We start from the raw sequence: 22967 nt of genomic DNA, 5'->3' as shown, positions 1-22967 counted from the left end.
ATCTCCTCCTCGAGATGAACGCCCAACACGGCTAGTCACCGACATCGCCCGGCTGCCCCGAATGGCTCGCCTCGATGCGACGTGGATCACAGCCTAGTGAAATCTTGACAGTCGTCAAGACTTCTCTTGACGACTGTCCAACCCGCCGCGCGAGACGGCCGCCACACGCGATAAACTGCAGGCGCGCCCGCAGGCAGCGGGCCCAGGAGACGGGGAGAAGTCCACGGTGACCGAGATCGTCGAGAGCAATCGCGACCGGATATCGCGCCGCCAGGTCGACAAGTTCGGCGAACGCCGCGCGCAGCTGGCCGCCGCCGCGCTGCACACCCTCGCCGAACTCGGCTACGCCCGCACCAGCCTGCGCGAGATCGCGCAGAACTCCGAGTTCTCCCACGGTGTCCTGCACTACTACTTCAACGATAAGAACGAGCTGATCACCCACGCCGTGCGCCAATACGAGGCCGCCTGCGTCACCAGATACGACGAGGTCGTCGCCACCGCGCACACCGCGGCGGAACTGCGCGACGGGTTCGCCGCCGCGATGGCCGCCACCCTCGACACCGACGCCCACCTGCACCGGCTCTGGTACGACCTGCGCAACCAGAGCCTGTTCGAGGAATCGTTCCGGGGGGATGTCGGTGAGATCGACCAACGCCGTGAACAGATGATCTGGCATGTGGTCAGCCGCTATTGCGAGCTCGCCGACGCACCGCCCGCTGCCTCATCCGATTTCGCCTACGCCGTTTTCGACGGCCTGTTCCAGCAAGCCCTGCTCCGCAAGCTGGCCGGCGACGACACCGCCGCGAGCAAACTGCGCGCCGACGCGCACCGGCTGCTGGACAGTCTGATCACCAACGCCTGAACCGGATACCGCGGCGGAGCCCGACGCAACCTACCGGCAGCACTCCGGATCGAGTACGAAACACAAGGCGGACAAGGCATCTCGACGTGCCGCATGCTGCATTCGAAGATCTCAGACTTCGGCGAGCTTCTTGGCATCCTTGCGGACACCGAACGAGGTGACGATCTCCATGATCCCGAGGATGATCAGCCACCAACCCGCGACCAAAGCCAGCGTCGCCACCGACGCGACCGGCCACACGATCAGCACCACACCGCCGATCGCGGTGATGAGACCGAAGAACCCCTGCCAGGCGCGACCCGGCAGCGCGGGTTCGGAGATCGCGGCCACCAGCACCGCGACACCACGAAACAGCCAGCCGATACCGATCCACAGACCGAGCAACAGAATCGACGCCAACTCGTCACGGAAGCAGAAAACTCCGATGATGATCGACAACACGCCACTGATGAACGCCAGCACCCGCACACCCGCGCTGGCCGGCGCGCCGAACGCGGCGAGCAACTGCAGGAAGCCGCTCACCACCAGGTAGATGCCGAAGATGATCCCGGCGGCCGCCAGCGTCACCCGCGGCCACACCAGGATCATGACACCGAGGATCACCGCCAGGATGCCGGTGACCAGGACGGTTTGCCACGCACTGCGCGCAAGCCGCTGCAGAGGACCCTCTAGCACGCTGTTTGTCGTCATGACCTGATGTTATGCCTGGCGCCACTGGTTTTCTGGACATTTGCTCGATAGTGCGCCCGGCGGCCGCCAACCTATGCGGGGGTGGCGATGTTGACCATCCACGCGATACCGAACCGGTCCACGCACATACCGAATTCGTCGCCCCACATCTGCTTCTCCAGCGGCACGGTCACCGTGCCACCGGCCACCAGCTGGTCCCAGTAACCGCGCAGTTCGCCCGCGTCGTCACCGCTGAGACTGATCGAAATACTGCTTCCCGGTGTGTATTCCATACCGGGCGGGGTATCGGAGGCCATCAGCGTGAAGCCGCTCGGCGTCTCCAGCATGCCGTGCATGATCAGTTCCGCGCCGGGTGCTTCCTTGTCGCTCATATCCCCGAAGGTCTGCACGGTCAGCGTGCCGTCGAACACGTCTCGATAGAACTCGAGCGCAGCGCGCGCCGTATCGCCGAAACCGATGTACGGATTGAGCCGGGAGGTCATAGGGAACGCTCCTTGGTATAGGTGCCGCCATCGCCGAGGTTAGTCCTCCGGCAGCCGCGGCGGGCTCGATAACCCGCTACGCGCTCACGTTTATCGCCGATCGGGCTCGGGTAGTCATCCGTAAGTGGCTCTCGCCGTGTGCACCCATGGGGTGAGGCGGGTTGGGTCGGGTTCGCGAGTCTCGGGTGGCTAGGAGAAGAGGGTGGCGGTTGTTCTCGTGTTGCAGGCACGTGGCCTCGGTGATCTACTCACCGCGGTTCCGGCGTTGCGTGCGTTACGACGGGCGAAACCACACGATCAGATCGTCCTAGCGGCCCCGCACCGCTTGAAGCCGATCGTCGATCTCATCGCCTGCGTCGACACCATGGCGCCGACCGCCGAACTCAGCGGACTGCGCTGGGACGCCCCCGAACCCGCACTCGCGGTGAACCTGCACGGCGCGAGCGCCGAGAGCATCGTCGCGCTCACCAAGACCGATCCCGGCCGCATCCTCTCCTACCGCAACCCAGCCTTTCCGGACTTGGAAGGCCCGGAGTGGCATACGGATATGCACGACGTCGAACGCTGGTGTCATCTGCTCGAATCCGACGGCATCGTCGCCGACCGCCGCAACCTCGGCCTGGTCCCGCCGGTCGCGACGACCAGCCACCGGGATTGCGTCGTGGTGCACGTCGGCGCGGGAGCACCGGCGCGCCGTTGGCCGGCGGACCGGTTCGCCGCCGTCGTACGCCATCTGCTGGTGCTCGGTCGCGAGGTAGTGCTCACCGGTGACGAGTACGAACGCGATATCGCGCTGAATATCGCCGCCCGCGCGGGCCTACCGGTGGGCCGGGTGCTGGCGGGCGAGCAGAACCTCATCGAACTCGCCGCCACCGTCGCCGAGGCCGCACTGGTCATCTCCGGTGATACCGGCGTCGCGCATCTGGCCACCGCCTTCGGCACCCGCACCGTGCTGCTGTTCGGCCCGACACCGCCGCGCTGGGGTGGGCCGCCGCCACATCTGCTCGGCCGGCATGTGGTGCTGTGGGCCGGTCAGGTCGGCGACCCGATGGCCGATACGCCCGATCCGGGACTGCTGCGGATCGGCGTCACCGAGGTGATATCCGCCGTCGACAAGCAGATCACCAAGCGCACTTGGCCGGGCAGCGGCACCAACCGTGGACGAACGGCGTATCGCCGCGTGGGTTGACCGCGCGGGCCGCGCGAGGGCGCGGCAGGAACGCGATGCCGGGGCGGGTCGCATCGAGTGCTCGTGAATCTTCGGCGCGAGCCCGTCCGGTTCAGGCGTTACCGTCGGCGCGGGCAGTGCTCAGGACTGCGGCGTAGGCGGCCAGGGCGCTCGGCCAGAACTGCTCGAGGTAGTCGCGGGCGTCACCCAGTCCGCGGGGGTCCAGGAAGTACAGCCGACGGTTTCCGTCGGGGCGCATCATGACCAGCCGGGCTTCGCGCAGCACGCGCAGATGCTGGGAGGCCGCGGAACTGGTGACTCCGACGAGCTTCGCCAGGTCGCCGACGGACAACGGCCCGGTCGGCAAGGACTCGAAAATGGCGCGGCGGGTCGGGTCGGCCAGCGCCTCCAGGGCGCGAACTCCCTTAGTCGGCACTGAAATAGTGTGATCGACCGGCATCCTTCTGGTCAATTCGGCGCGGTACGCCATTTCCCCCGGTACACAGCGCATCCACGCCGTGTCGTTATCCAGTTGTGACATATCAACTGGGCTTTTGTTCACCTGTGACGGCTGCCACAGGATTGCGGGACTCGAATCGGGGTCCCGTACGTTCGAGCCATGCCCGTGATCGTTCCGTTATCTTACCGTCGCGGCTCGGCCCGTTCACGCCGCCACCGCGCCGCCACCCGGGTGTTTGCCGCCACCACAGTCGTGAGCGCCGCACTCGGCGTACTCGCCGCCGCGGATCCCGACGCGCTGCCACTCGCCGGCAAGGCCGACCAGCCGAGCGCCGACACAGCCGACGGAGCGGTCGCCTCCACCGCATTCACCCCGCGCGAAGCACAGATGCCGCAGACCGTGCCCGAGACCGTCGTCTGGGAGCAGAACCGGATCGCCGCGGAAGCGGCGCGTCCGCGCACCGTTCGTCCGATCGCGGGCGTCCTGACATCCAACTTCGGGACGCGCTGGGGCGCACTGCACGCGGGCCTCGACTTCGCCGACCCCATCGGCACCCCGATCGCCGCGGTCACCGACGGCACCGTCATCGAGGCGGGCCCGGCCTCCGGCTTCGGCCTGTGGGTGCGAGTGCAACAGGACGACGGCACCATCGGCGTCTACGGACACGTCAACGACATCCTGGCCACCGTCGGCCAGCCGGTGCGCGCGGGCGATGTCATCGCCACTGTCGGCAACCGCGGCTTCTCCACCGGGCCGCACCTGCACTACGAGGTCCATCAGACCGACGGCGGGCCGATCGATCCGATGCCTTGGCTCGGCGCGCGCGGTATCGCCGTCGGTATCGCCGCGGAGTAAGCGGCCCCCTCCCGCTGCTCCGCGTCCCGCCGGTCTCGGGGTCCTGCCCACCCCGAGATCGGCCGGGATCCGATTCGGCCACCAGGGCATTCGCGATTCGATGAGGGATCGCGAATGCCCCGGTAGTCGCTTTCTAGTACCTCGGTATTACCCGTGAATGGCGCTACAGCGGGACGTCGACGCGCACTCTCGATTCCTACCGTCGGGTCATGCCGACGATCGACACGCTTTCCGCCCCCGCCGATTCCGCGCGACGCCACCCGCGACACCGCCACCCGACGCCAGCCCCTGCCACACTCGATTTGCCGCGCGGCGGCCGCCTGCATCGCCCACTGCTGTGCATGGTGGTCGCGATGGGCGCGCTCGTCCTGTTCTCCATGGCCGGAACGATATTCGACGATCGCATGCTGCTCGATGAATCCGTCTGGCTCAAACCCGGCAAGTTCGGGCTCGCGTTCGTGCTCTACGGTTTCACGCTGGCATGGCTGCTGTCGTTGCCGCACAGGGGAAGTCGAGTCACCTGGTGGCTCGGGACGGCGTTCGCGGTCGCCGGGTTCGTCGATGTCGGGTTCATCGTGGTGCAGGCCGCGCGCGGGACCTATAGCCACTTCAACAGCGAGACCGATGCGGTGAATTCGATCGGTCAGCTGGTGTTCGCGTCCGGCGTGCCGGGGCTGTTCTTCGCGAATCTGATTATCGTGCTGATCCTTTCGTGGCAGCGGCTGGTCGACCGGCCGACCGCACGGGCCATACACGCCGGACTCGGCCTCGCCGTGGTCGGTATGGCACTCGGCTACCTGATGGGCTTCACCGGCAAGCAGTTGGTGCGCGACGCCGACGGCGATGTCGTTGAGCTGGTGGCCGGACATACCGTGCTCGACAAGACATCTCGAACCCTCGACGCCCGTGACGGTGCCGGCGGCATGCCGATCACGCACTGGAGCACCATCGGCGGCGACCTGCGGATCCCACATTTTCTCGGACTACACGCCATCCAGGTCCTGCTGCTCGCGGTCGTCGCCCTGGCCTGGCTCGCACCGCGCTGCCCGTGGCTGCGCCCCGAACGCACCCGCGCCGCCCTCATCGGTGTACTGGCCCTCGGCTACGCCGGGCTGCTCGCGATCGTGTTCTGGCAGGCGATGCGAGCCCAATCGCTCGTTCACCCGGACGGACGCACCTTGTTCGCCTTCGGCGCGCTGCTCTGGATTGTCGGCCTGCTGACCGCGACCGTCTACTGGCGGGCCCGAGCCGCCGCCAACCAGAGCCGCAACGCCCCGAGCGCCGCACGGCTGTTCACCGCAGGCACTCGCCATCGCGGGTGAACTGCGCGTGCTCGGGGCGAGCACCAGGCACCGGCAGATCCGGCCTGACCGTGCACTTCCCGCCGAATCTGGCAATTTCAGCCACGTTCACGCTCAGGCCGGTTTGCACTCAGCGAAGGCGTTCGGCCTCGCGCGTCAGAGTCAGCAGAGTGGTGCAGAGGGCCTTTAGTTCCTCGGTGTCGGCGCCCTCGCCGATGGCGGTGGCGACGTCCTCGGCGGCGCAGCGGGCGGCGAACCAGCGGTCGGCCAGGTCGGCCGACTCCTGGGCGCTCAAAACCACCGAATCGTCGGGAATCCCGGTTCCCTTCAGGCTGTTGCGGTGTTCGTAGGCGCGTTGGCGACAGGACTGACGGCAGTACCGGCGACGACGTCCGGCCTCCGATTCGACGATCTCCCGCCCACACCACAGGCAGGACAGCAAGCGGCGCGACATGACGCAGAACAGTAGTGGTTGCGGAGGGCGTGTGGGTCTTGCGGCCCCAGTTTGCCGACGCGGCACGGGCGTGGCGGGGCGTGTCGGACCCACCCACTACAATGGAACGGTTGAAGTCCCGCACGTCGGGAACTATTGGCGCGGGCACGGTCGTTACACCTAAGGTCCAGCGAGCGTGACGCGTCCGTCCGGCAGTGACCACTGCGGGACGGGGTCGCAGCACAACAAGACTCGAGCACACAGGGAGAGGCACACCATGGCAGATCGCGTACTCCGGGGCAGTCGGCTCGGAGCGGTGAGCTACGAAACCGATCGCGACCACGACCTGGCCCCGCGACGGATTGCTCGGTACCGGACCGATAACGGCGAGGAGTTCGACGTTCCGTTCGCCGACGATGCCGAGATCCCCCCGACCTGGCTGTGCCGCAACGGCCAGGAGGGCACCCTCATGGAGGGCACCACTCAGGAGACCAAGAAGGTCAAGCCGCCGCGCACGCACTGGGACATGCTGCTGGAGCGTCGCAGCAAGGAAGAGCTGGAGGAGCTGCTCAAGGAGCGGCTCGACCTGCTGAAGACTCGGCGTCGGGTCTAGTCGCAGCTCCAGGCGTACGGGCAGCCGTTGCGTCAGTCCAGATCGCAGAAGGCCGCTTATATCGAATTGTTTTGATGTAAGCGGCTTTTCGTATGCCCGGCACCGGCCGGCGGCCGCTGTCCGCATTCGCGTCGATGCTGCTGGGGGTGAATACGCGTCGAGGCGAGTCGAATGGTGGCTGCGGACTAGGTCTCGGGCCACCATTCGACTCGCCTCGATAGCGGTGAAATGCCATTGGTGCGGTGGGTGGGACAGGGGTTACTTGCTGGCGACCTTGCGGTAGCGGAGCAGGGCCAAGGGGACGACGACGACCAGGATGGCGATGGAGCAGGCGACCGCGTATTCGATGCAGTGGTCGGCGGGCCAACCGGTGGCGGTGCCGAAGGCGGGTGGGGAGCCGTTGTCGAACAGTTTGCGGCCGGCGGCCGAGACCGCGGTGATGGGGTTCCACTCGGCGACAGTGCGCAATGGGCCCGGCAGGGACTCCGCGGAGATGAAGGCCGAGGAGATGAAGGTGAGCGGGAACAGCCAGATCAGGCCCGCGCTCTGGGCCACTTCGACGGTGGGTGAGACCAGGCCGGTCAGGGCGCCGACCCAGGACATGGCGAAGGCGAAGAGCAGGATCACCGCGAAGGCGAGTACGGCGTCGGCGATACCGCCGTTGATGCGCCAGCCGACCACATAGCCGCAGCCGACCATGACGGCCAGGCTGAGGATGTTCACCACCAGATCCGAGAGGGTGCGGCCCATCAACACCGCCAGCCGCGACATCGGCAGGGTGCGCATGCGGTCGATGATGCCCTTCTCCAGATCGCCCGCCAGGCCGACGGTGGTGAAAGCGGCGTTGAAAGCGACTGTCTGGGTGAAGATTCCGGCGAGCAGGAATTCGCGGTACTGGCCGCCGCCGAGTGACGCGCCGAAGATGTAGGCGAAGAGGAAGACGAACATCAGCGGCTGGATCGTCGCGGTCACGAGCAGGGTCGGGACCCGCAGGATGGTCAGCAGGTTGCGGTGGGCGACGATGGCGCTGTCCCGGATTATCCGGGCGTGCGGCTGCCGAATCAGCTGCGGTGATTCGGTTTTCGTGGTCGGCACCGTTTCGACTGCGGTGCTCGCGCCTGCGCTCAAGACAAGATCTCCTCTTGTACATCGTCGGTTTCCGGCTCGGGTTCGCGCGCGGTGGTGCCGGTGAGGGACAGGAATACGTCGTCGAGGCTGGGGCGGTGCACGTCGGCGTCGACCACGCATATCCCGGCGTCGTCGAGTCTGCGCAGTGCCTCGACCATGGTGCGCGAACCGTCGCCGACCACGATGGAGGCTTCGTCGGTGCCCGGATCGTGGATCGGCTCACCGATGCCGACCTGCGCCAGGATCGTCAGCGCGGGCTGCACATCCTGTCCGACGGCGAAGGTGACGGTGAGGCGCTCGCCACCGATGGAAGTCTTCAGCTCATCGGCCGAACCCCTGGCGATGACCCGCCCGCGATCGATCACGGTGATCCGGTCGGCGAGTTGGTCGGCCTCCTCCAGGTACTGGGTGGTGAGCAGCACCGTGGTGCCGTCGTCGACGAGATCGCCGATGACGCGCCACATATCGAGTCGCCCGCGCGGATCCAAGCCGGTGGTCGGCTCGTCGAGCACCACGACCGCAGGCCGCGCCACCAATGCCCCTGCCAGGTCGAGCCGCCGCGCCATACCGCCGGAGTAGATGCCCGCGCGACGATGCGCCGCGTGGTCCAGACCGAAGGCGTTCAACAGTTCGGCCGCGCGCGAGGTGGCCTGCCGCTGCGACATTCCGTACAGCCGCGCCACCATCCGCAGATTCTCGTAGCCGGTCAGATTGGCATCGACCGCCGCGTACTGACCGGACAACCCGATCCGCCGTCGTGCCGCCGCCGGATCGCGCAATACGTCGACACCTGCCACCCGCACCGATCCGGCACACGGCCGCAGCAATGTGGTGACGATCCGCACCGTCGTCGTCTTTCCCGCACCGTTGGGCCCTAGCAGCCCCATCACCGTCCCGGCCGGTATCTCCAGATCGATCTCGTCCAGCACCCGCACCCGGCCGTAGTTCTTGACCAGGCCGAGTACCTCCACCGCGAGGCTCACGAGTACACCTCGTCGGCACTGGGGCCCGACGCGTCCGAGCGCACCGCGCCTACTGTTCGCTCACATTCGCTCACGTCTCTCCCTCTAGCCCTCGGCTCCGGTGTCCGCACCGGTGCGGTCCCCTCGCTTCGCTGGCGCTGCCCCGAGGCGAATCCACCTCGACGGCACCTGCTTTCCGCTCCGCTGACGGGCGCTGTGTACACGGATTGCTCGATACGCTCTCTCACGAGAGCACCTGCTCGCTGCTGACGCTTTCCCGGCTGTTTTCGCTCACCGTTGGGCCTCCTTCGCGCCTTCGAGGTGCTCGTTCAGCACCGGGCCGATGACTGCCAGGGATTCCGGGGTGGTCATGGCCGAGTGTTTGCACGGGAGGTCGTGGTTGTGGATGGTGCCGGTGATGAAGGGTTGCCAGGCGGCGGCGCAGCGGGTCGGGTCGGTGTGGTTGATTTCGTCGTCGGCCGCGGTGAAGAACAGGAGGTCGCCGTCGAAGGTGCGGGGACGGAAGCCGTGCGCGAGCACCGTGCCGTTGGTGTAGCCCGCGTAGAGGCGCTCCAGGTGGTCGACGGTGAGGGCGGCGAAGGGGCCGGGACGCGAGCGCAGCAGGTCGGCGGCGTCGCGCAGGCTCATCCGCGGGTCGAACTCCTCGTCGTCGCCGAGTGCGTCGCTGCCGAATTCGCCGATGATCTCGGCGACCGTGGGGATCGCGTGCTCGAGCCATTCGTCGGTCAGTTGGTAGCTGTCCATCATCGACAGCAGCGCGACCTCCTCGCCCGCCTCCTGCAGCTGGATCGCGATCTCCTGGGCGATCAAACCGCCCAGCGACCAACCGAGCAGATAGTAGGGGCCGTCCGGCTGGATCGACTTGATCCGCGCCACATAGTCTTTCGCGGCTTCGGCGATCGAATCGAAGCCGTCCTCGCCCGCCACGTGCGGTGCCTGCAGCCCGTACACCGGGCGGTCCGGTGCGAGATGCGCGAGCAGGCCCGAATAGCACCAGGCCAACCCGATCGCGGGATGGACACAGAACAGCGGGGCCCGGCTCGCGGCGGAGCGGGCGCGAATCGGCAGTACCGGATCCAGCGTCGCGGCGATGGCCGCGCCGGTGGCGCCGGTTCCGTCCAACCGGGCCGCGATGGCGGCCGGGGTGGAGTCGCCGAACATCAACTGCACCGGGAGATCGATGGCGTTGGCACGCAGCTGAGCCACGACCCTGGTGGCCAGCAGTGAGTTGCCGCCGAGTTCGAAGAACCCGTCGTCGACACCCACCGATTCGACACCGAGCACCGCCGCGAAGGCGGCGCACAGCTCTGCCTCGGTCGCGGTGGTCGGCGCCCGATAGCCCTCGATCGCGCGGAAGACCGGTTCCGGCAACGCCTTTCGATCGAGTTTGCCGACCGGGCTGAGCGGCACCTCGTCGATCAGCATGATCGATTGCGGCACCATGTAATTCGGCACTCGCTCGGCGACATGCTCGGTGAGTTCCGCGGCGCTCAGCGTGATTCCGTCGCGCGGCTTCACATAGGACACCAGTGCCGTCACGCCGGCCGGTGTGCGGTATCCGATGGTCGTCGAGAACTCCACCGCGTCGTGCCGCGCGAGCGCCGCGTCGATCTCGCCGAGTTCGATGCGGAACCCGCGAATCTTCACCTGATGATCGGTGCGGCCCAAGTACTCGATCTCGCGCTCCGCCGCGGCTGCCCACCGCGCGAGGTCGCCGGTCCGATACATCCTGTCCCCGGGCTTGCCATAGGGATTCGCGACGAACCGCTGCGAGGTCAGCCCCGGCCGGTTCAGATAACCCCGCGCCAGAGCACTGCCCGCCAAATGCAATTCACCGGTCACCCCGACCGGCGCGGGATACAGGCGCGGGTCGAGAATCGTCGCATTGACACCGCGGATCGGCCCGCCGATCGTGATCGGCCCGTCCGGCGTCATCGGCTGCGAAATCACCGTGACGATGGTGGTCTCGGTCGGCCCGTACACGTTGTACAGGTTGCGTCCGGGCGCCCAGCGAGTGACCACGTCCGGCGGCAGCGCCTCGCCGCCGACCAGCACATGCGCCAGCTCGGTGATTCCGGTCGGATCGACCGTGCCCAGCGCCGAGGTGGTGATGAACGCGTGCGTGATCCCCTCGTCGATGAACACCTTCGCCAACTCGGCCCCGCCGACCACACCGGGCGGCGTGATCACCAGCGTCGCGGCACCGCCCAGTGCCAGCAGCAGATCGAGCATGGCGGCATCGAAGCTCGGCGTCGCGAAATGCAGGACCTGGCAACCGGGTTGGACCTCGAAGCGCTGTGCGGTCTCCGCGGCGAAGTTCGACAGACCACCGTGCGTGACCACCACGCCCTTCGGCGTGCCGGTCGAGCCGGAGGTGTAGATCACGTACGCCGGGTTGTCCACCCGCAGCGCACCGTTGCGCTCCCCCGCCCTGATCGGCGCGGCGGACGCACCCAGCACCCGCTCACGGAATTCGATATCGTCGAGCACGATCCACTCGGTGTCGCCGGGCATCCGATCGTGATGCTCAGCCAGCGTGATCCCCAGCGCCGCACCGGAATCAGTGAGCATATGGGTGATCCGCTGGGCCGGATACAGCGGGTCGACGGGCACGAAGGCCGCCCCCGCCTTGGCCACCGCGAGCATCGTCGCGACCGATTCCACCGAGCGCGGAATCCCCAGCGCCACCAGCGTTTCCGGTCCGACCCCACGCTCGATCAGCACCCGCGCCAGCCGGTTGGTCCACCGGTCGAGCGCATCGTAGCTGACCTGGGTGTCGCCGGAACGCAGTGCGACGCCCTTCCGGTCGACGTACACCGCGGCCTCGAACACCTCCGGGAAGGTGACCGGCCGATCCGCTTCCGCACCGCGCACCGGGGCCAGCCCGGACCATTCGGCGGAATCGAGCAGGTCCAGATCACCGACGGCGGCGGTCGGATTCGCGGCCACGGCGGCGAGCAGACGGGCCATTCGCTTGCCGAGCCGCTGCGCGGTCTGCTCGTCGAACAGATCGCTGGCGTAGTTGACCGACAGGGTGAGCCCGCCCGGTGCCTTTGTGTCGGTGTGGGATTCGGTCAGCGTGAACTGCAGATCGAATTTCGCGATACCGGTGTCGATATCCTCCGATTCGATGCGCAACCCCGGCAGTTCGAGTTCGCGCACCGGATGGTTCCGCACCGACAGCATCACCTGGAACATCGGGTGATGCGCCTGCGAGCGAGCCGGATTGAGCACCTCGACGAGACGTTCGAACGGCAGGTCCGCATGCGCGAAGGCGTCCAGATCGGTGTCGCGCACGGCGTACAGCAGATCGGTGAACCTGGCATCGGGGTCGATCCGAGTGCGCAGGACCAGCGTATTGACGAACATGCCGACCATCCGGTCCAGCGCGGGATGGCCGCGCCCCGCGATCGGGGTGCCGACGGTGATGTCGTCGGTGGCGGTTATCCGGTGCAGCAGCACCGCGAGCGCGGCGTGCAACACCATGAACATGCTGACGTTATTGCTAGTGGCGATCGTCCGCAGTTCCCGATGGGTGAACGCATCGATCGCGCATTCGGCATTGCCGCCGCGATAGGTCGGTGTGGGCGGCCGCGGCCGGTCGGCGGGCACGTTCAGCAGCTCCGGAATTCCGTCGAGGGTGCGTCGCCAGTAGTCGAGCTGGCGGTTCACCACCGAATCGGGATCGGCCTCGGTGCCGAGCGTGTCCTGTTGCCAGAGCGTGTAATCCGCGTACTGGACCTCCGATTCCGGCCAGTCGGGCGTCTGCTCCTCGCATGCCGCCCGGTACGCGACGGCCACATCGACGGCCAGGGGTTCCAGCGACCAGCCGTCCATGGCGATGTGGTGCACCACCAGCACCAACACGTTTTCGGTCAATGCTCCCGGACTGGTGTCGACGGCGCCGGTCGGGTCGGCCGCCGGATCGACCGTGATCAGCGCGGCGCGCATCGGCACGGTCGCCGCGAGGTCGAATCCAGATGCCGCGAAACTCTGCACGGCGCTGGGAACTTCCGCGGGCGGCATCGTCGCGACGAACAGTGTGACGGCGGCATCGACCGGATCGAGCACCTGCTGCGCAGGCACCCCATCGATCTCGGGGAAGATCGTGCGCAACGTCTCGTGCCGACGCTGCACGGCATGCAGCGCCCGCACCAGCGCGTCGACATCGAGTTCGCCGCGCAGCCGCAGCATCACCGGGATGTTGTAGGCCCCGGCAGTATGCCCCGCATCGTCGCCGGTCTGGTTGAACCGGTTCAGGAACCACAGCCGATGCTGCGCCGCCGACAGCGGAATCCGCTCGGGCCGGTCGCGGCGCACCAGCTCCGGCCGGGCATCCGCACCCGGTCCCGCGTCGAGCAGAGCCGCGAGTTCGGTGACGGTCGGCGCCACGAATACGGTGCGCACCTCGAGCCGGGTATTCGTCGCCGCGGCCAGTCGTGCGACAAGTTGGGTTGCCAGCAGCGAGTTTCCGCCGATATCGAAGAAGCTGTCGTCGGCGCTGACGGTCTCGACGCCGACCAGCTCACCCATCACCTCGGCGACCAAACGCTCGGAGTCGGTCTCGGGTGCGCGGCTCGCCGCCCGCACCGCCAGTTGAGGTTCCGGCAGCGCCGCGATATCCAGCTTCCCGGTCGGGGTCAGCGGAATCCCGTCCAGCACCGTGATGCTCGCCGGAACCATATGTCTGGGCAGCTGTTCGGCGAGGTGGGCGCGCACCGCCTCGATATCCGGTTCGCCGGTATCGTCGGCGGGCTGGATGAACGAGACGATCCGGTCCGCGCCCGCGATATGACGCACCTCGGTATGTGCGAAGCGGACATCCCGATGTTCGACGAGCGCGTTGGTGATCTCGCCGAGCTCGATGCGGAAGCCGCGCACCTTCACTTGATGGTCGCTGCGGCCGAGGTAGACGATTTCGCCGGCGGCATTCCAGCGCACCACATCACCGCTGCGGTACATCCGGGAACCCGCGGGACCGTACGGGTCGGCGACGAACCGGCTCGCGGTCAGCCCCAACCTATCGTAATACCCACGCGAAACACCGAATCCACCTAAATAAAGATCGCCGGGCACACCGACCGGCACCGGACGCATCCGCTCGTCGAGCACCAGCGCCCGCGCACCGCGTACCGGCGTGCCGATGGTGACCGGTTCGCCGACGCCCATCGGCCGGGAGATCGTGACGACGATGGTGGTTTCGGTCGGGCCGTACACATTGTGCATCTGCCGTCCGGACGACCAACGGGCCACGAGTTCGGGGCCGACCGCCTCGCCGCCCACCATCAGCGCACGTAGGTTCGGCAACGGCCACCGATCCTGATCGATGGTGGCCAGCGCGGCCGGGGTCATGAACGTGTGGGTGATCTGTTCGCGTTCCATCAGCGCGGCCAGCTCATCGCCGCCGTAGATATCGGTCGGGCAGATCACCATCATCGCGCCCGATCCGATGGCGAGCAGAAGATCGTACACGGCGGCGTCGAAGCTCGGCGAGGCGAAGTGCAGGGTGCGCGAATCGCGGTCGACCCCCATGCGTTCGCGGATCTCGTCACCGAAATTCGACAGGCCGCCGTGGGTGACGGCCACGCCCTTGGGTTTGCCGGTGGAGCCCGAGGTGTAGACCAGGTACGCCAGATCCGCGACCCGAACCGTGCGCAGCCGGTCGGCGTCGTCGACCAGGCTGTCGTCGAGTTCGGCCAGCTCGGCCTCGAATGCGGGGGCGTCGAGCAGCAGCCAGTCGGTCGAAGGAGCCGAACCCGCGCAGCGGGCCGACAACACCGTGCCCGCTGCCGTGTCACCCCGCAACACATCGGCGTGCTCGGTCAGCGTGACGCCGACTCGGCAGCCGGAGTCGGTCAGCATATGCCGGATCCGATCGGAGGGGTAGTTCGGATCGACCGGCACGAACGCGGCGCCGGACTTGGCGATGGCGAGCATCGTCACGACCGACTCGATCGAGCGGGTCAACCCGAGTGCGACCCGATCCCCCGCGCCGAGTCCGCGCCCGATCAGGGCCCGCGCCAACCGATTCGAGCGCTCGTCGATTTCGGCGTAGGTGAGCGAGGTGGTGCCGTAGCGGACCGCGGTGCGGTGCGGATGCACATGCGCGGTGGCCATGAAATAGGCGGCCAAGGTGCACTGCGGTGTGCTCGGGCCGCCGGTGGCCGGGGTGAGCGTGCGGCGCTCGGATTCGGTTCGCGCGTCGATATCGCGAACCAGAACGCGCGGGGCGGCGGTGATGGCCGCCAGTACCCGCAGGAACCGGTCGGCCAGGGTCTCGACCGTTGTCGCGTCGAAAAGTTCGGCCGCGTAGACGAATTCGAAGGCGCGAGCTGCCGCACCCGAACCGGCGGTCGACGCGACGCGCAATTCCAAGTCGAATTTCGCCAGCGCGATATCGAGTTCTTCGGCACGCAGCGCGAGGCCGGGCAACTCGAGGGTCGGCACCGGCGCGTCCTGAACCGTCAGCGCCACCTGGAAGAGCGGGTGGCGACTGCTGCCGCGGGCGTCGCGGCCGAGTTCCTCGACAATGCGCTCGAACGGAATATCGGCGTTGGCCATGGCGGCCAGCTCGGTATCCCGGTCCGCGCGCAGCAGCGTCGCGAACGGGCTGTCCGGGTCGACATCCGAGCGCAGCACCAGCGTGTTGACGAACATGCCGACCAACTCGTCGAGCTTGGTATCGGTGCGGCCCGCGACCGGGGTGCCGATCACGACATCGCGACCGCCCGTGACGAACCGCAGCAATACCGCCAGCGCCGAACGCAGCACCATGAACATGCTGACGCCCTGTTCGCGTGCGAGTTCGGTGAGTGCCTGCTGCACCGGCTCGGGCACGGAGAAGCGCACTGTGCCCGCCTGCTGCGTCGGCTCGGCCGGACGCGGACGATCGTAGGGCAGCGGCAGCTCCTCGGGCAGATCCGCCAGCGCGGAGCGCCAGTACGCGAGCTGTGCGCCCGCGGGGCTGTCCGAGTCGCCCTCGTCGCCGAGGCAGGCGCGCTGCCACAGCCCGAAGTCGGCGTACTGCACCGGAAGCGGCGTCCATTCGGGTGCGACGGCGTCGCGCCTGGCCAGGTAGGCGGTGGCCAGATCCCGGGTCAGCGGGCCGAGCGACCAGCCGTCAGCGGCGATGTGATGGACCACGATGCCCAGCAGATGACGCTGAGTGCCGGTGCGCAGCAAGGTGATCCGCAGCGGGATGTCCCTGGTGAGATCGAATCCGGTGCGCGCCAGGGTGTGCAGCGCCTGTTCGGCCGCGTCGTCGTCGATCGCGACCGGCTCCACGGCCGGCATGGCCCGCGCGGCCGGCAGCACCAACTGCTGTGCGCCCGCACTGTCCTCGGGGAAGACGGTCCGCAACACCTCGTGCCGCTCCACCAGGTCGGTCAGCGACGCCCGCAGTGCGGCCACATCCAGATCGCCGTCGATCCGTATGACGAATGCGATGTTGTAGGCGCTGGATTCGGGAGAGAATCGATTGAGGAACCACAGTCGCTGCTGGGGCAGCGACAATGGAATGCGTCCCGGACGCGGCGTATGCACAGCCAGCGCCATCCGTTGCGTCCGGGGCGCTTCCGAAATCCGTTCCGCAACCCCGGCCACCGTCGGCACCTCGAAGATCAGCCGCACCGGCAGGTCGACACCGAACTCCGCGTGCAGCGCGGCAGCGAGCCGAGTGGCGAGCAGCGAGTTGCCGCCCACATCGAAGAAGCTGTCGTCCGCACCTGTCACCGGGCGGCCGAGGACTTCGCCGAAGACACCCGCGACGCACTCCTCCAGCTCCGTGCGCGGCGCACGCGACGTTCCCGCCACCGCGAAAACCGGTGCGGGCAGGGCCTTTCGGTTCAGCTTGCCGGACGGGGTGACGGGCATCTCGTCGAGTACGGCGATCGATGCGGGCACCATGTAGCCGGGCAGCCGCTGTCGTGCGGTCTCGGTGAGATCGGCGGAGACGATCGGTTCGTCCGCGCTCACATAGGAAACCAGGCGGGGCTGGCCCTGTTCGTCGGTGTGCACGACGGTGAGTGCGGCGTTCACCCCCGGATACGCCCGCAGCACGTGGTCGATCTCGCGCAATTCGATGCGGAAGCCGCGGATCTTGATCTGGTCATCGGCGCGGCCGAGGAAGCGCAGCTGCCCGCTCGGATCGGCGACGACGAGATCGCCGGTGCGGTACATCCGTTCCCCGCGCCTGCCGTGCGGGTTGGCCGGAAAACGTTGTGCGGTGAGCCCGTGGCGGCCGAGGTAGCCGCGTGCCAGACCGGGCCCGGACAGGTACAGCTCACCCGGCGTGCCCGGCGGCACCGGGTGCAGTCGGGCGTCCAGCACGAATAGCCGCATCCCGCGCACCGGCAGGCCCAGCGGCACCGGGCGGCCCGGCAGCATCGCGGCGCTTGCGGTGGCGGCGACGGTCGCCTCGGACGGTCCGTACATGTTGTGGATGCGATGCTTCGCCGACCAGATCTCGACCAGTTCCTCCGAGCACGCCTCACCGCCGACGATGACGGCCGCGAGTTCGTCGAGCCCCGCATCGGGCACGGTGGCCAGCGCGGCCGGGGTGATGAAAGCATGGGTGATCCGCTCGTCGCGCAACAGCTCGGCGAGTTCCGCGCCGCCGTAAATGCCCGCGGGTGCGACGACGATGGTCGCGCCCGCCGCGAAGCCGAGCAGCAGCTCCAGCACCGACGCGTCGAAGCTCGGCGACGAGAAGTGCAGCGTCCGTGCCGAATCCGTAACGCCGAACAGGTGCATCTGCTCCTGTGCGAGTGAGGCGAGACCGGCGTGGGTGACGATCACCGCCTTCGGTGTCCCGGTGGAGCCCGAGGTGTAGATCAGGTAGGCCGGATGTGTGGTGCGCAGCGGATAGTGCCGATCCGCGTCGGTGACGGAAGCGGTGGAGTAGTAGGCGGATTCGGTCGCCAGCTCCTCGGAACCAAGCACCAGCCAGTCCACACCATGCTTGCGGTGTTTGCCCCGGGTGGCGGGCCACGCGGGCATGGCGGCCAAGCAGTCCGGGACGGTGAGCCCGAGCAAGGCACCCGAATCAGTGATCATATGTCCGATCCGCTCGACCGGATAGCTCGGATCGATCGGCACATACGCCGCACCGGTTTTCGCGACCGCCCAGATGGCCGCGATGGAATTCAGACCGCGCGGCAGCGCGATCGCCACCACGACCTCGGGTCCGGCCCCGTGCTCGATCAGGGTGCGCGCCAGTCGATTCGACAACTCGTCGAGCTCGCGATAACTGGTGTCGACGCCCTCGTAGCGCACGGCGACGGCATCGGGCAGCCGCTCGGCGATATCGGTGAGCAACCGCGCCAGCGTGATCGATGGCTCGGCAGGCGCACCGGAGATCGGCACCAGCTTCGCGGTCTCGCGCCGGTCCAGGATCTCCAGGTCGCCGACCGGCAGATTCGGCGCCGCGACAACGGTATTGAGCACGGCGACAAAGCGGCGGGCGAACGACTCGACCGTCCGCTGGTCGAAAACATCAGTGGCGTAACCGAATTCGGCGCGCAGCGGACCGTCGGACAGGCTGTCGTGCACCTCGAGCTGCAGATCGAATTTCGCGATATCGGCGGCGATCGGCAGCACGTGTGCCTGCACGCCGGGCAGATCGATGCGCAGATCCGGTGCGTGGTCATAGGACAGCATCACCTGGAACAGCGGATGCCTCGCGGCGGAGCGCTCCGGGTTGACCAGCTCGACCAACCGCTCGAACGGCACATCAGCGTTGGCGAAGGCGTTGAGATCGGTTTCCCGGACCACGTCGAGCATCTGGTCGAAACCGGCGGCGGGATCGACCTCGGTGCGCAGCACCAGGGTGTTGACGAACATGCCGACGAGTTCATCGAGCGCCGGGTCGGAGCGGCCCGCGATCGGGGTGCCGATGGCGATATCGGTGCTCGCGCACAGCCGGGCGAGCAGGGTGGCCAATGCGGCGTGCAGCACCATGAATATGCTGACGCCCCGGCTGGCCGCGAGTTCGCCCGCGGCGCGGCGGATCTCGGGTGCGATGGTGAACTCGACCCGGCCACCGACGGTCGAGCGCCGCAGCGGGCGCGGGCGGTCCAGCGGCAGGTCGAGCTGATCGGGCAGGCCGCGCAGGGCCGAACGCCAGTAGGTGAGCTGACGGCTCAGCGCGCTGGCCGGATCGGCTTCGTCGCCGAGCAGTTCGCGTTGCCAGAGCGCGAAATCGGCGTACTGCACCGGCAGTGGCGTCCACCGCGGTGCGGCGCCCTGCGCGCGGGCGGTGACTGCGGACATCAGATCCCTGGCCAGCGGCGCGACCGACCAGCCGTCGCCGCAAATGTGGTGCAGCACGAGGAGGAATACGTACCGATCCGGTCCGGTGGTCCACAGCGCTACCCGGATCGGGGCCTGGCTGCGCAGATCGAAGCCGTAACCGGCGAATTCCTCGGCGAGTTCGCGCACATCGGCGCCGATGGCGTCGATCGGGTCCAGGGTGAGCGGTATCTCGGCGGCCGGATGCACGACCTGGCACGGCCCTTCGGATCCGTCCGGGAAGGTGGTGCGCAGCGATTCGTGACGCTCGATCACGTCGACGAGCCCCGCGCGCAGCGCCGCCACATCGATCGGTCCGTCGATCTCGACGGCCAGCGGCATGTTGTATGCGGCGGCGTGCTCGGCGAAGCGGTTGAGAATCCACAGCCGCTGCTGGGCCAGCGACAGCGGAATTCGTTGCGGCCGTTGCGCCGGAACCAGTTTCGGGGACGAGGTGTCCGGATTGTGGGTGGCGAAGCGCTCACTGAGCGCGGCGACGGTCCCGGCCTCGAACAGGTCGCGGATGGTCAGTCCGGTGCCGAGGGTCGCGTTGATCCGCGCGACCGCGCGGGCGGCGATCAGCGAATTTCCGCCGAGGTCGAAAAAACCGTCCTCGACGCCGATCCCATCGATGCCGAGGACTTCGCCGAAGATGCCCGCCAGGACCCGCTCCACCTCGGTGCGCGGCTCGGTGGTGACCAGGGTCGCCGGGCGGGCGGCGATGGGTTCGGGCAGGGCGTTGCGGTCGATCTTGCCGTTCGCGCTGAGTGGTAGTTCGTCGAGGACCATCAGCACCGCGGGCACCATGTAGCCGGGCAAGGTGCGGCGCAACGCGTTCAACAGCGCGGTGGTGTCGATGTTCATGGCCGGCGCGGCGACGACATAGGCGACCAATTCGTCGCCGGTGTGTCCGTGATGGGCGACGCAGACCGCGCGGGCGACGCGCTCGTCGGCCAGCAGCGCCGCCTCGATCTCACCGAGTTCGATGCGCAGGCCGCGGATCTTGACCTGGAAGTCGCTGCGGCCCAGGTACTCGAGGACGCCGCGATCCGAATCGCCTTCGTGGCGGCCGAGATCCGGACCGCCCTGCCAGCGGGCCAGGTCACCGGTGCGGTACATCCGAGTGCCCGGCGTGAACGGGTTGGCCACGAAACGGTCTGCGGTCAGCGATGATTGGCCGAGGTAGCCGCGCGCCAGCTGGACGCCCGCGAGATACAGCTCGCCGACGACTCCGGGCGGCACGGGCCGCAGCCGCGCGTCGAGGACGTAGGTCTGGGTGTTCCACACCGGAGATCCGATGGGCACGGTGGCCGGGTCGGCCGGGCAGGGCCAGTAGGTGACGTCGACGGCGGCTTCGGTCGGTCCGTACAGATTGTGCAACTCGGGCCCGTGCAGAGCGGCGTGGAAATCCCGAACGGTGGCCGCGGGCAACGCTTCCCCGCTGCAGAACACCCGGCGCAGGCCGGTGCAGGCGCGCACATCGGTGTCGGTCACGAAGACCGACAGCATGGACGGCACGAAATGGGCTGTGGTGATGGACTTTTCGTCGATGATCCGGGCCAGATAGCCGGGATCGCGATGACCGTCCGGTGCCGCGACCACTAGGCGCGCGCCGATCTGCAAGGGCCAGAAGAATTCCCATACCGAGACGTCGAAGGTGGCCGGAGTCTTCTGCAGGACGGCGTCGGAGCCGTCGAGCGGATATTCCTGCTGCATCCAGCGCAGCCGGTTGACGATCGCGGCATGGGTGACGCCGACGCCCTTGGGTTTTCCGGTGGAGCCGGAGGTGAAGATTAGATAGGCGAGATGATCGGCGCGCAGTGGGGCGAGCCGGTCGGTGTCGGTGACCGGGTGCGCCTCGAAATCGGCGAGATCGATGGTGTCGATCGCCACCTCGGTGGCCCGTTCCGGCAACGCGAGTTCGTCTCGGGCCGCGGTCAATACACAGACCGGATCGGCATGCCGCAGGATCTGATCGATCCGGTCGACGGGGTGGTCGGGATCCAGCGGCAGGTAGGCCGCGCCTGCCTTGACGATCGCGTATATGCCGACGACGAGTTCGAGGCTGCGCTGCAGGCACAGGCCGACCACCGTATCCGGTCCCGCGCCGCGGGCGATGAGCAGCCGGGCCAGCCGGTTGGCCTGCTCGTCGAGTTCGCGGTAGGTCATTGTCTCGTCGCCGAATTCGAGTGCGACCGCATCCGGGCAGATCATCGCCCGATCGGCGAACAGACCCGCGAGCGTGCCCTGCTGGGGCGCGGTCTCGGTGGCGTTCCAGGTGTGCACCACGCGCTCACGCTCGTCGTCGGTGATCGCGGTGAGGCTCTCGGCGACGGTGTCGGGTTCGGCGGCCAGGAAGCGGGTCAGGAAATCGAGGAACCGGCCGTGGTGCACCGCGACCTCGGTCTCCGCATAGAGCCGCGGGTTGGCCTCGAAGTCGATATGGATGCGCCCGGCCTCGCCGTTGTACAGATTGATCGACAGGTCTTCGACCGGACCGGTGGCGAGTACGTGCAGCGAGCCGAGCAGGCTGCCGAACTTCAGCTCGGTATGGAACAGCATGATGTTGACCATCGGGCCGAAGAAGCCGCGTGCGTCGCGGGAGTAGCCGCAGTCGCGGCGGATGTCGTCGTGGCGGTAGCGCTGATGGCGCAGCGCGCCGGTGATCTGCAATTCGGCGGCGCGCACCGCGTCACGCACCGTGGTCTCGGGCCCGAATTCGATCCGGATCGGCACCACATTCGATACGACACCCGCCGAACGGCGCAGCGCGACCGTGGTGCGCGCCGAAACCGGCAGGCTCAGCACCACGTCCCGATTACCGGTCACCGAGCGCACGTAGCAGGCCAGCGCCGCGACGAACATGGTCGAGCTGTGCGTCTCGAGTTCCGCCGTCGCCGCGGTCATGGCGTCCTCGGCGCGGGCATCCAGGACCGCACAAGCACGCCGCCGCCCCGCATCAGGGGCGGCGGTCAAGCCGATCACGCTGGACAGCGTCATCGGCCCACCCGCGCCCGCCAATTGCTCGAGCCAATAGTCGCGGTCATTGCGGAACCGGCTGGAGTCGCGGTAGGTGGATTCGTCCGCATAAATGGTAGCCAGGGGCGTGGCCCGCGAGATCGCGGGTTCGGTGCGGTTCTCCACCGCCGTATAGATCTCCGCGGTGCGGGTGAGCGCGTTCATCGCGCCGTAACCATCGATCACGATGTGGTGGGCACGGGCGTACCAGATGTAGTCCGAATCCCCGGTTCGAATCACCACGTTCGTGGTCAGCGGATCGTGTTCCAGATCGATCGGCGAGCTGGCATGTTCGTTCATCCAGCGCAGCGCGGCCGCGTGCGGATCGGCCTCCGCGCGCAGATCGACCCTGGCCCAGCCCGGGCGGCGCGCGTGATCGATCACCTGATGCGGGACGCCATCGATCTCCAGCAGCCGCACGTGCCCGACCTGGGTCTCGGCACCGAAGCGTTCGATCGAGTAGAGCAGGCGACCGACATCCAGGTCTCCGTGAATCTCGACGTATTGCGCAATCGTGAGAGGTATGTCGGTGCGGATCCGTTGGGCGTACCACAGGGCCGTTTGCGCAGGCGACAGTGCGAATGGTTGTGCCGAGAATTCACCGGAAGAGCATTGGTCGACGCGATCCGTGGCCAATGAACTCATCAATCACTCCTTCTTGCCGCTGTTGATGCACAACTCCCCGAG

At 67.7% G+C, this 22967-nt stretch carries 12 protein-coding genes; 5 read left to right on the top strand and 7 right to left on the bottom strand.

Translation table 11 applies throughout. The annotated features are described in order from the left end of the window. Window positions 1-226 precede the first annotated feature (226 nt). Window positions 227-862, top strand: coding sequence for a TetR/AcrR family transcriptional regulator (locus OG874_RS10240; RefSeq protein ID WP_330254876.1), 636 nt, complete (start codon window positions 227-229; stop codon window positions 860-862). A gap of 111 nt (window positions 863-973) precedes the next feature. On the opposite strand, the gene OG874_RS10235 is transcribed toward OG874_RS10240, so the two are convergent. Then, entirely contained in the window at window positions 974-1552 is a 579-nt protein-coding gene (locus tag OG874_RS10235; protein WP_330254875.1) for an HdeD family acid-resistance protein, read from the bottom strand. Between the two features lie 71 nt (window positions 1553-1623). Beyond that, window positions 1624-2034, bottom strand: coding sequence for a VOC family protein (locus OG874_RS10230; RefSeq protein WP_330254874.1), 411 nt, complete (start codon window positions 2032-2034; stop codon window positions 1624-1626). 202 nt (window positions 2035-2236) lie between these two features. Here OG874_RS10230 and OG874_RS10225 point away from each other — a divergent pair, with 202 nt between their 5' ends. Continuing rightward, window positions 2237-3223, top strand: a complete 987-nt coding sequence (locus OG874_RS10225; RefSeq protein ID WP_330254873.1) for a glycosyltransferase family 9 protein — start codon at window positions 2237-2239, stop codon at window positions 3221-3223. Window positions 3224-3314: 91 nt separating this feature from the next. Here the strand turns inward: OG874_RS10225 and OG874_RS10220 are convergent, their stop codons facing one another. Further along, on the bottom strand, window positions 3315-3638 hold the full coding sequence (locus OG874_RS10220; RefSeq protein ID WP_330254872.1) for an ArsR/SmtB family transcription factor: 324 nt from the start codon (window positions 3636-3638) through the stop codon (window positions 3315-3317). Between the two features lie 183 nt (window positions 3639-3821). On the opposite strand from OG874_RS10220, the gene OG874_RS10215 reads away from it, so the two are divergent. Together OG874_RS10215 and OG874_RS10210 are read left to right on the top strand one after the other, a co-directional pair. Further along, entirely contained in the window at window positions 3822-4517 is a 696-nt protein-coding gene (locus OG874_RS10215; RefSeq protein ID WP_330254871.1) for a M23 family metallopeptidase, read from the top strand. A 209-nt stretch (window positions 4518-4726) separates the two neighbouring features. Further along, window positions 4727-5839, top strand: coding sequence for a hypothetical protein (locus OG874_RS10210; protein ID WP_330254870.1), 1113 nt, complete (start codon window positions 4727-4729; stop codon window positions 5837-5839). Between the two features lie 109 nt (window positions 5840-5948). Here OG874_RS10210 and OG874_RS10205 read toward each other — a convergent pair whose 3' ends face one another. Then, a complete protein-coding gene (locus OG874_RS10205; RefSeq protein WP_330254869.1) occupies window positions 5949-6272 on the bottom strand; it encodes a hypothetical protein in 324 nt (107 codons plus the stop codon). Between the two features lie 256 nt (window positions 6273-6528). Here OG874_RS10205 and OG874_RS10200 point away from each other — a divergent pair, with 256 nt between their 5' ends. Then, window positions 6529-6864, top strand: coding sequence for an RNA polymerase-binding protein RbpA (locus OG874_RS10200; RefSeq protein ID WP_040691372.1), 336 nt, complete (start codon window positions 6529-6531; stop codon window positions 6862-6864). 258 nt (window positions 6865-7122) lie between these two features. Here OG874_RS10200 and OG874_RS10195 read toward each other — a convergent pair whose 3' ends face one another. The 3 genes from OG874_RS10195 to OG874_RS10185 all read right to left on the bottom strand — a co-directional run bounded on the left by OG874_RS10195 (window position 7123) and on the right by OG874_RS10185 (window position 22925). Next, window positions 7123-7905, bottom strand: a complete 783-nt coding sequence (locus tag OG874_RS10195; protein WP_442943390.1) for an ABC transporter permease — start codon at window positions 7903-7905, stop codon at window positions 7123-7125. A gap of 83 nt (window positions 7906-7988) precedes the next feature. Then, window positions 7989-8975, bottom strand: a complete 987-nt coding sequence (locus OG874_RS10190) for an ATP-binding cassette domain-containing protein (protein ID WP_330254867.1) — start codon at window positions 8973-8975, stop codon at window positions 7989-7991. A gap of 270 nt (window positions 8976-9245) precedes the next feature. Continuing rightward, on the bottom strand, window positions 9246-22925 hold the full coding sequence (locus OG874_RS10185; RefSeq protein WP_330254866.1) for an amino acid adenylation domain-containing protein: 13680 nt from the start codon (window positions 22923-22925) through the stop codon (window positions 9246-9248). Window positions 22926-22967: the final 42 nt, after the last annotated feature.

The sequence above is a fragment of the Nocardia sp. NBC_00565 genome (assembly GCF_036345915.1).
Lineage (GTDB): Bacteria > Actinomycetota > Actinomycetes > Mycobacteriales > Mycobacteriaceae > Nocardia.
Note: the sequence above shows the minus strand (reverse complement) of the source record. Positions and strands in the feature narration are given on the sequence as shown.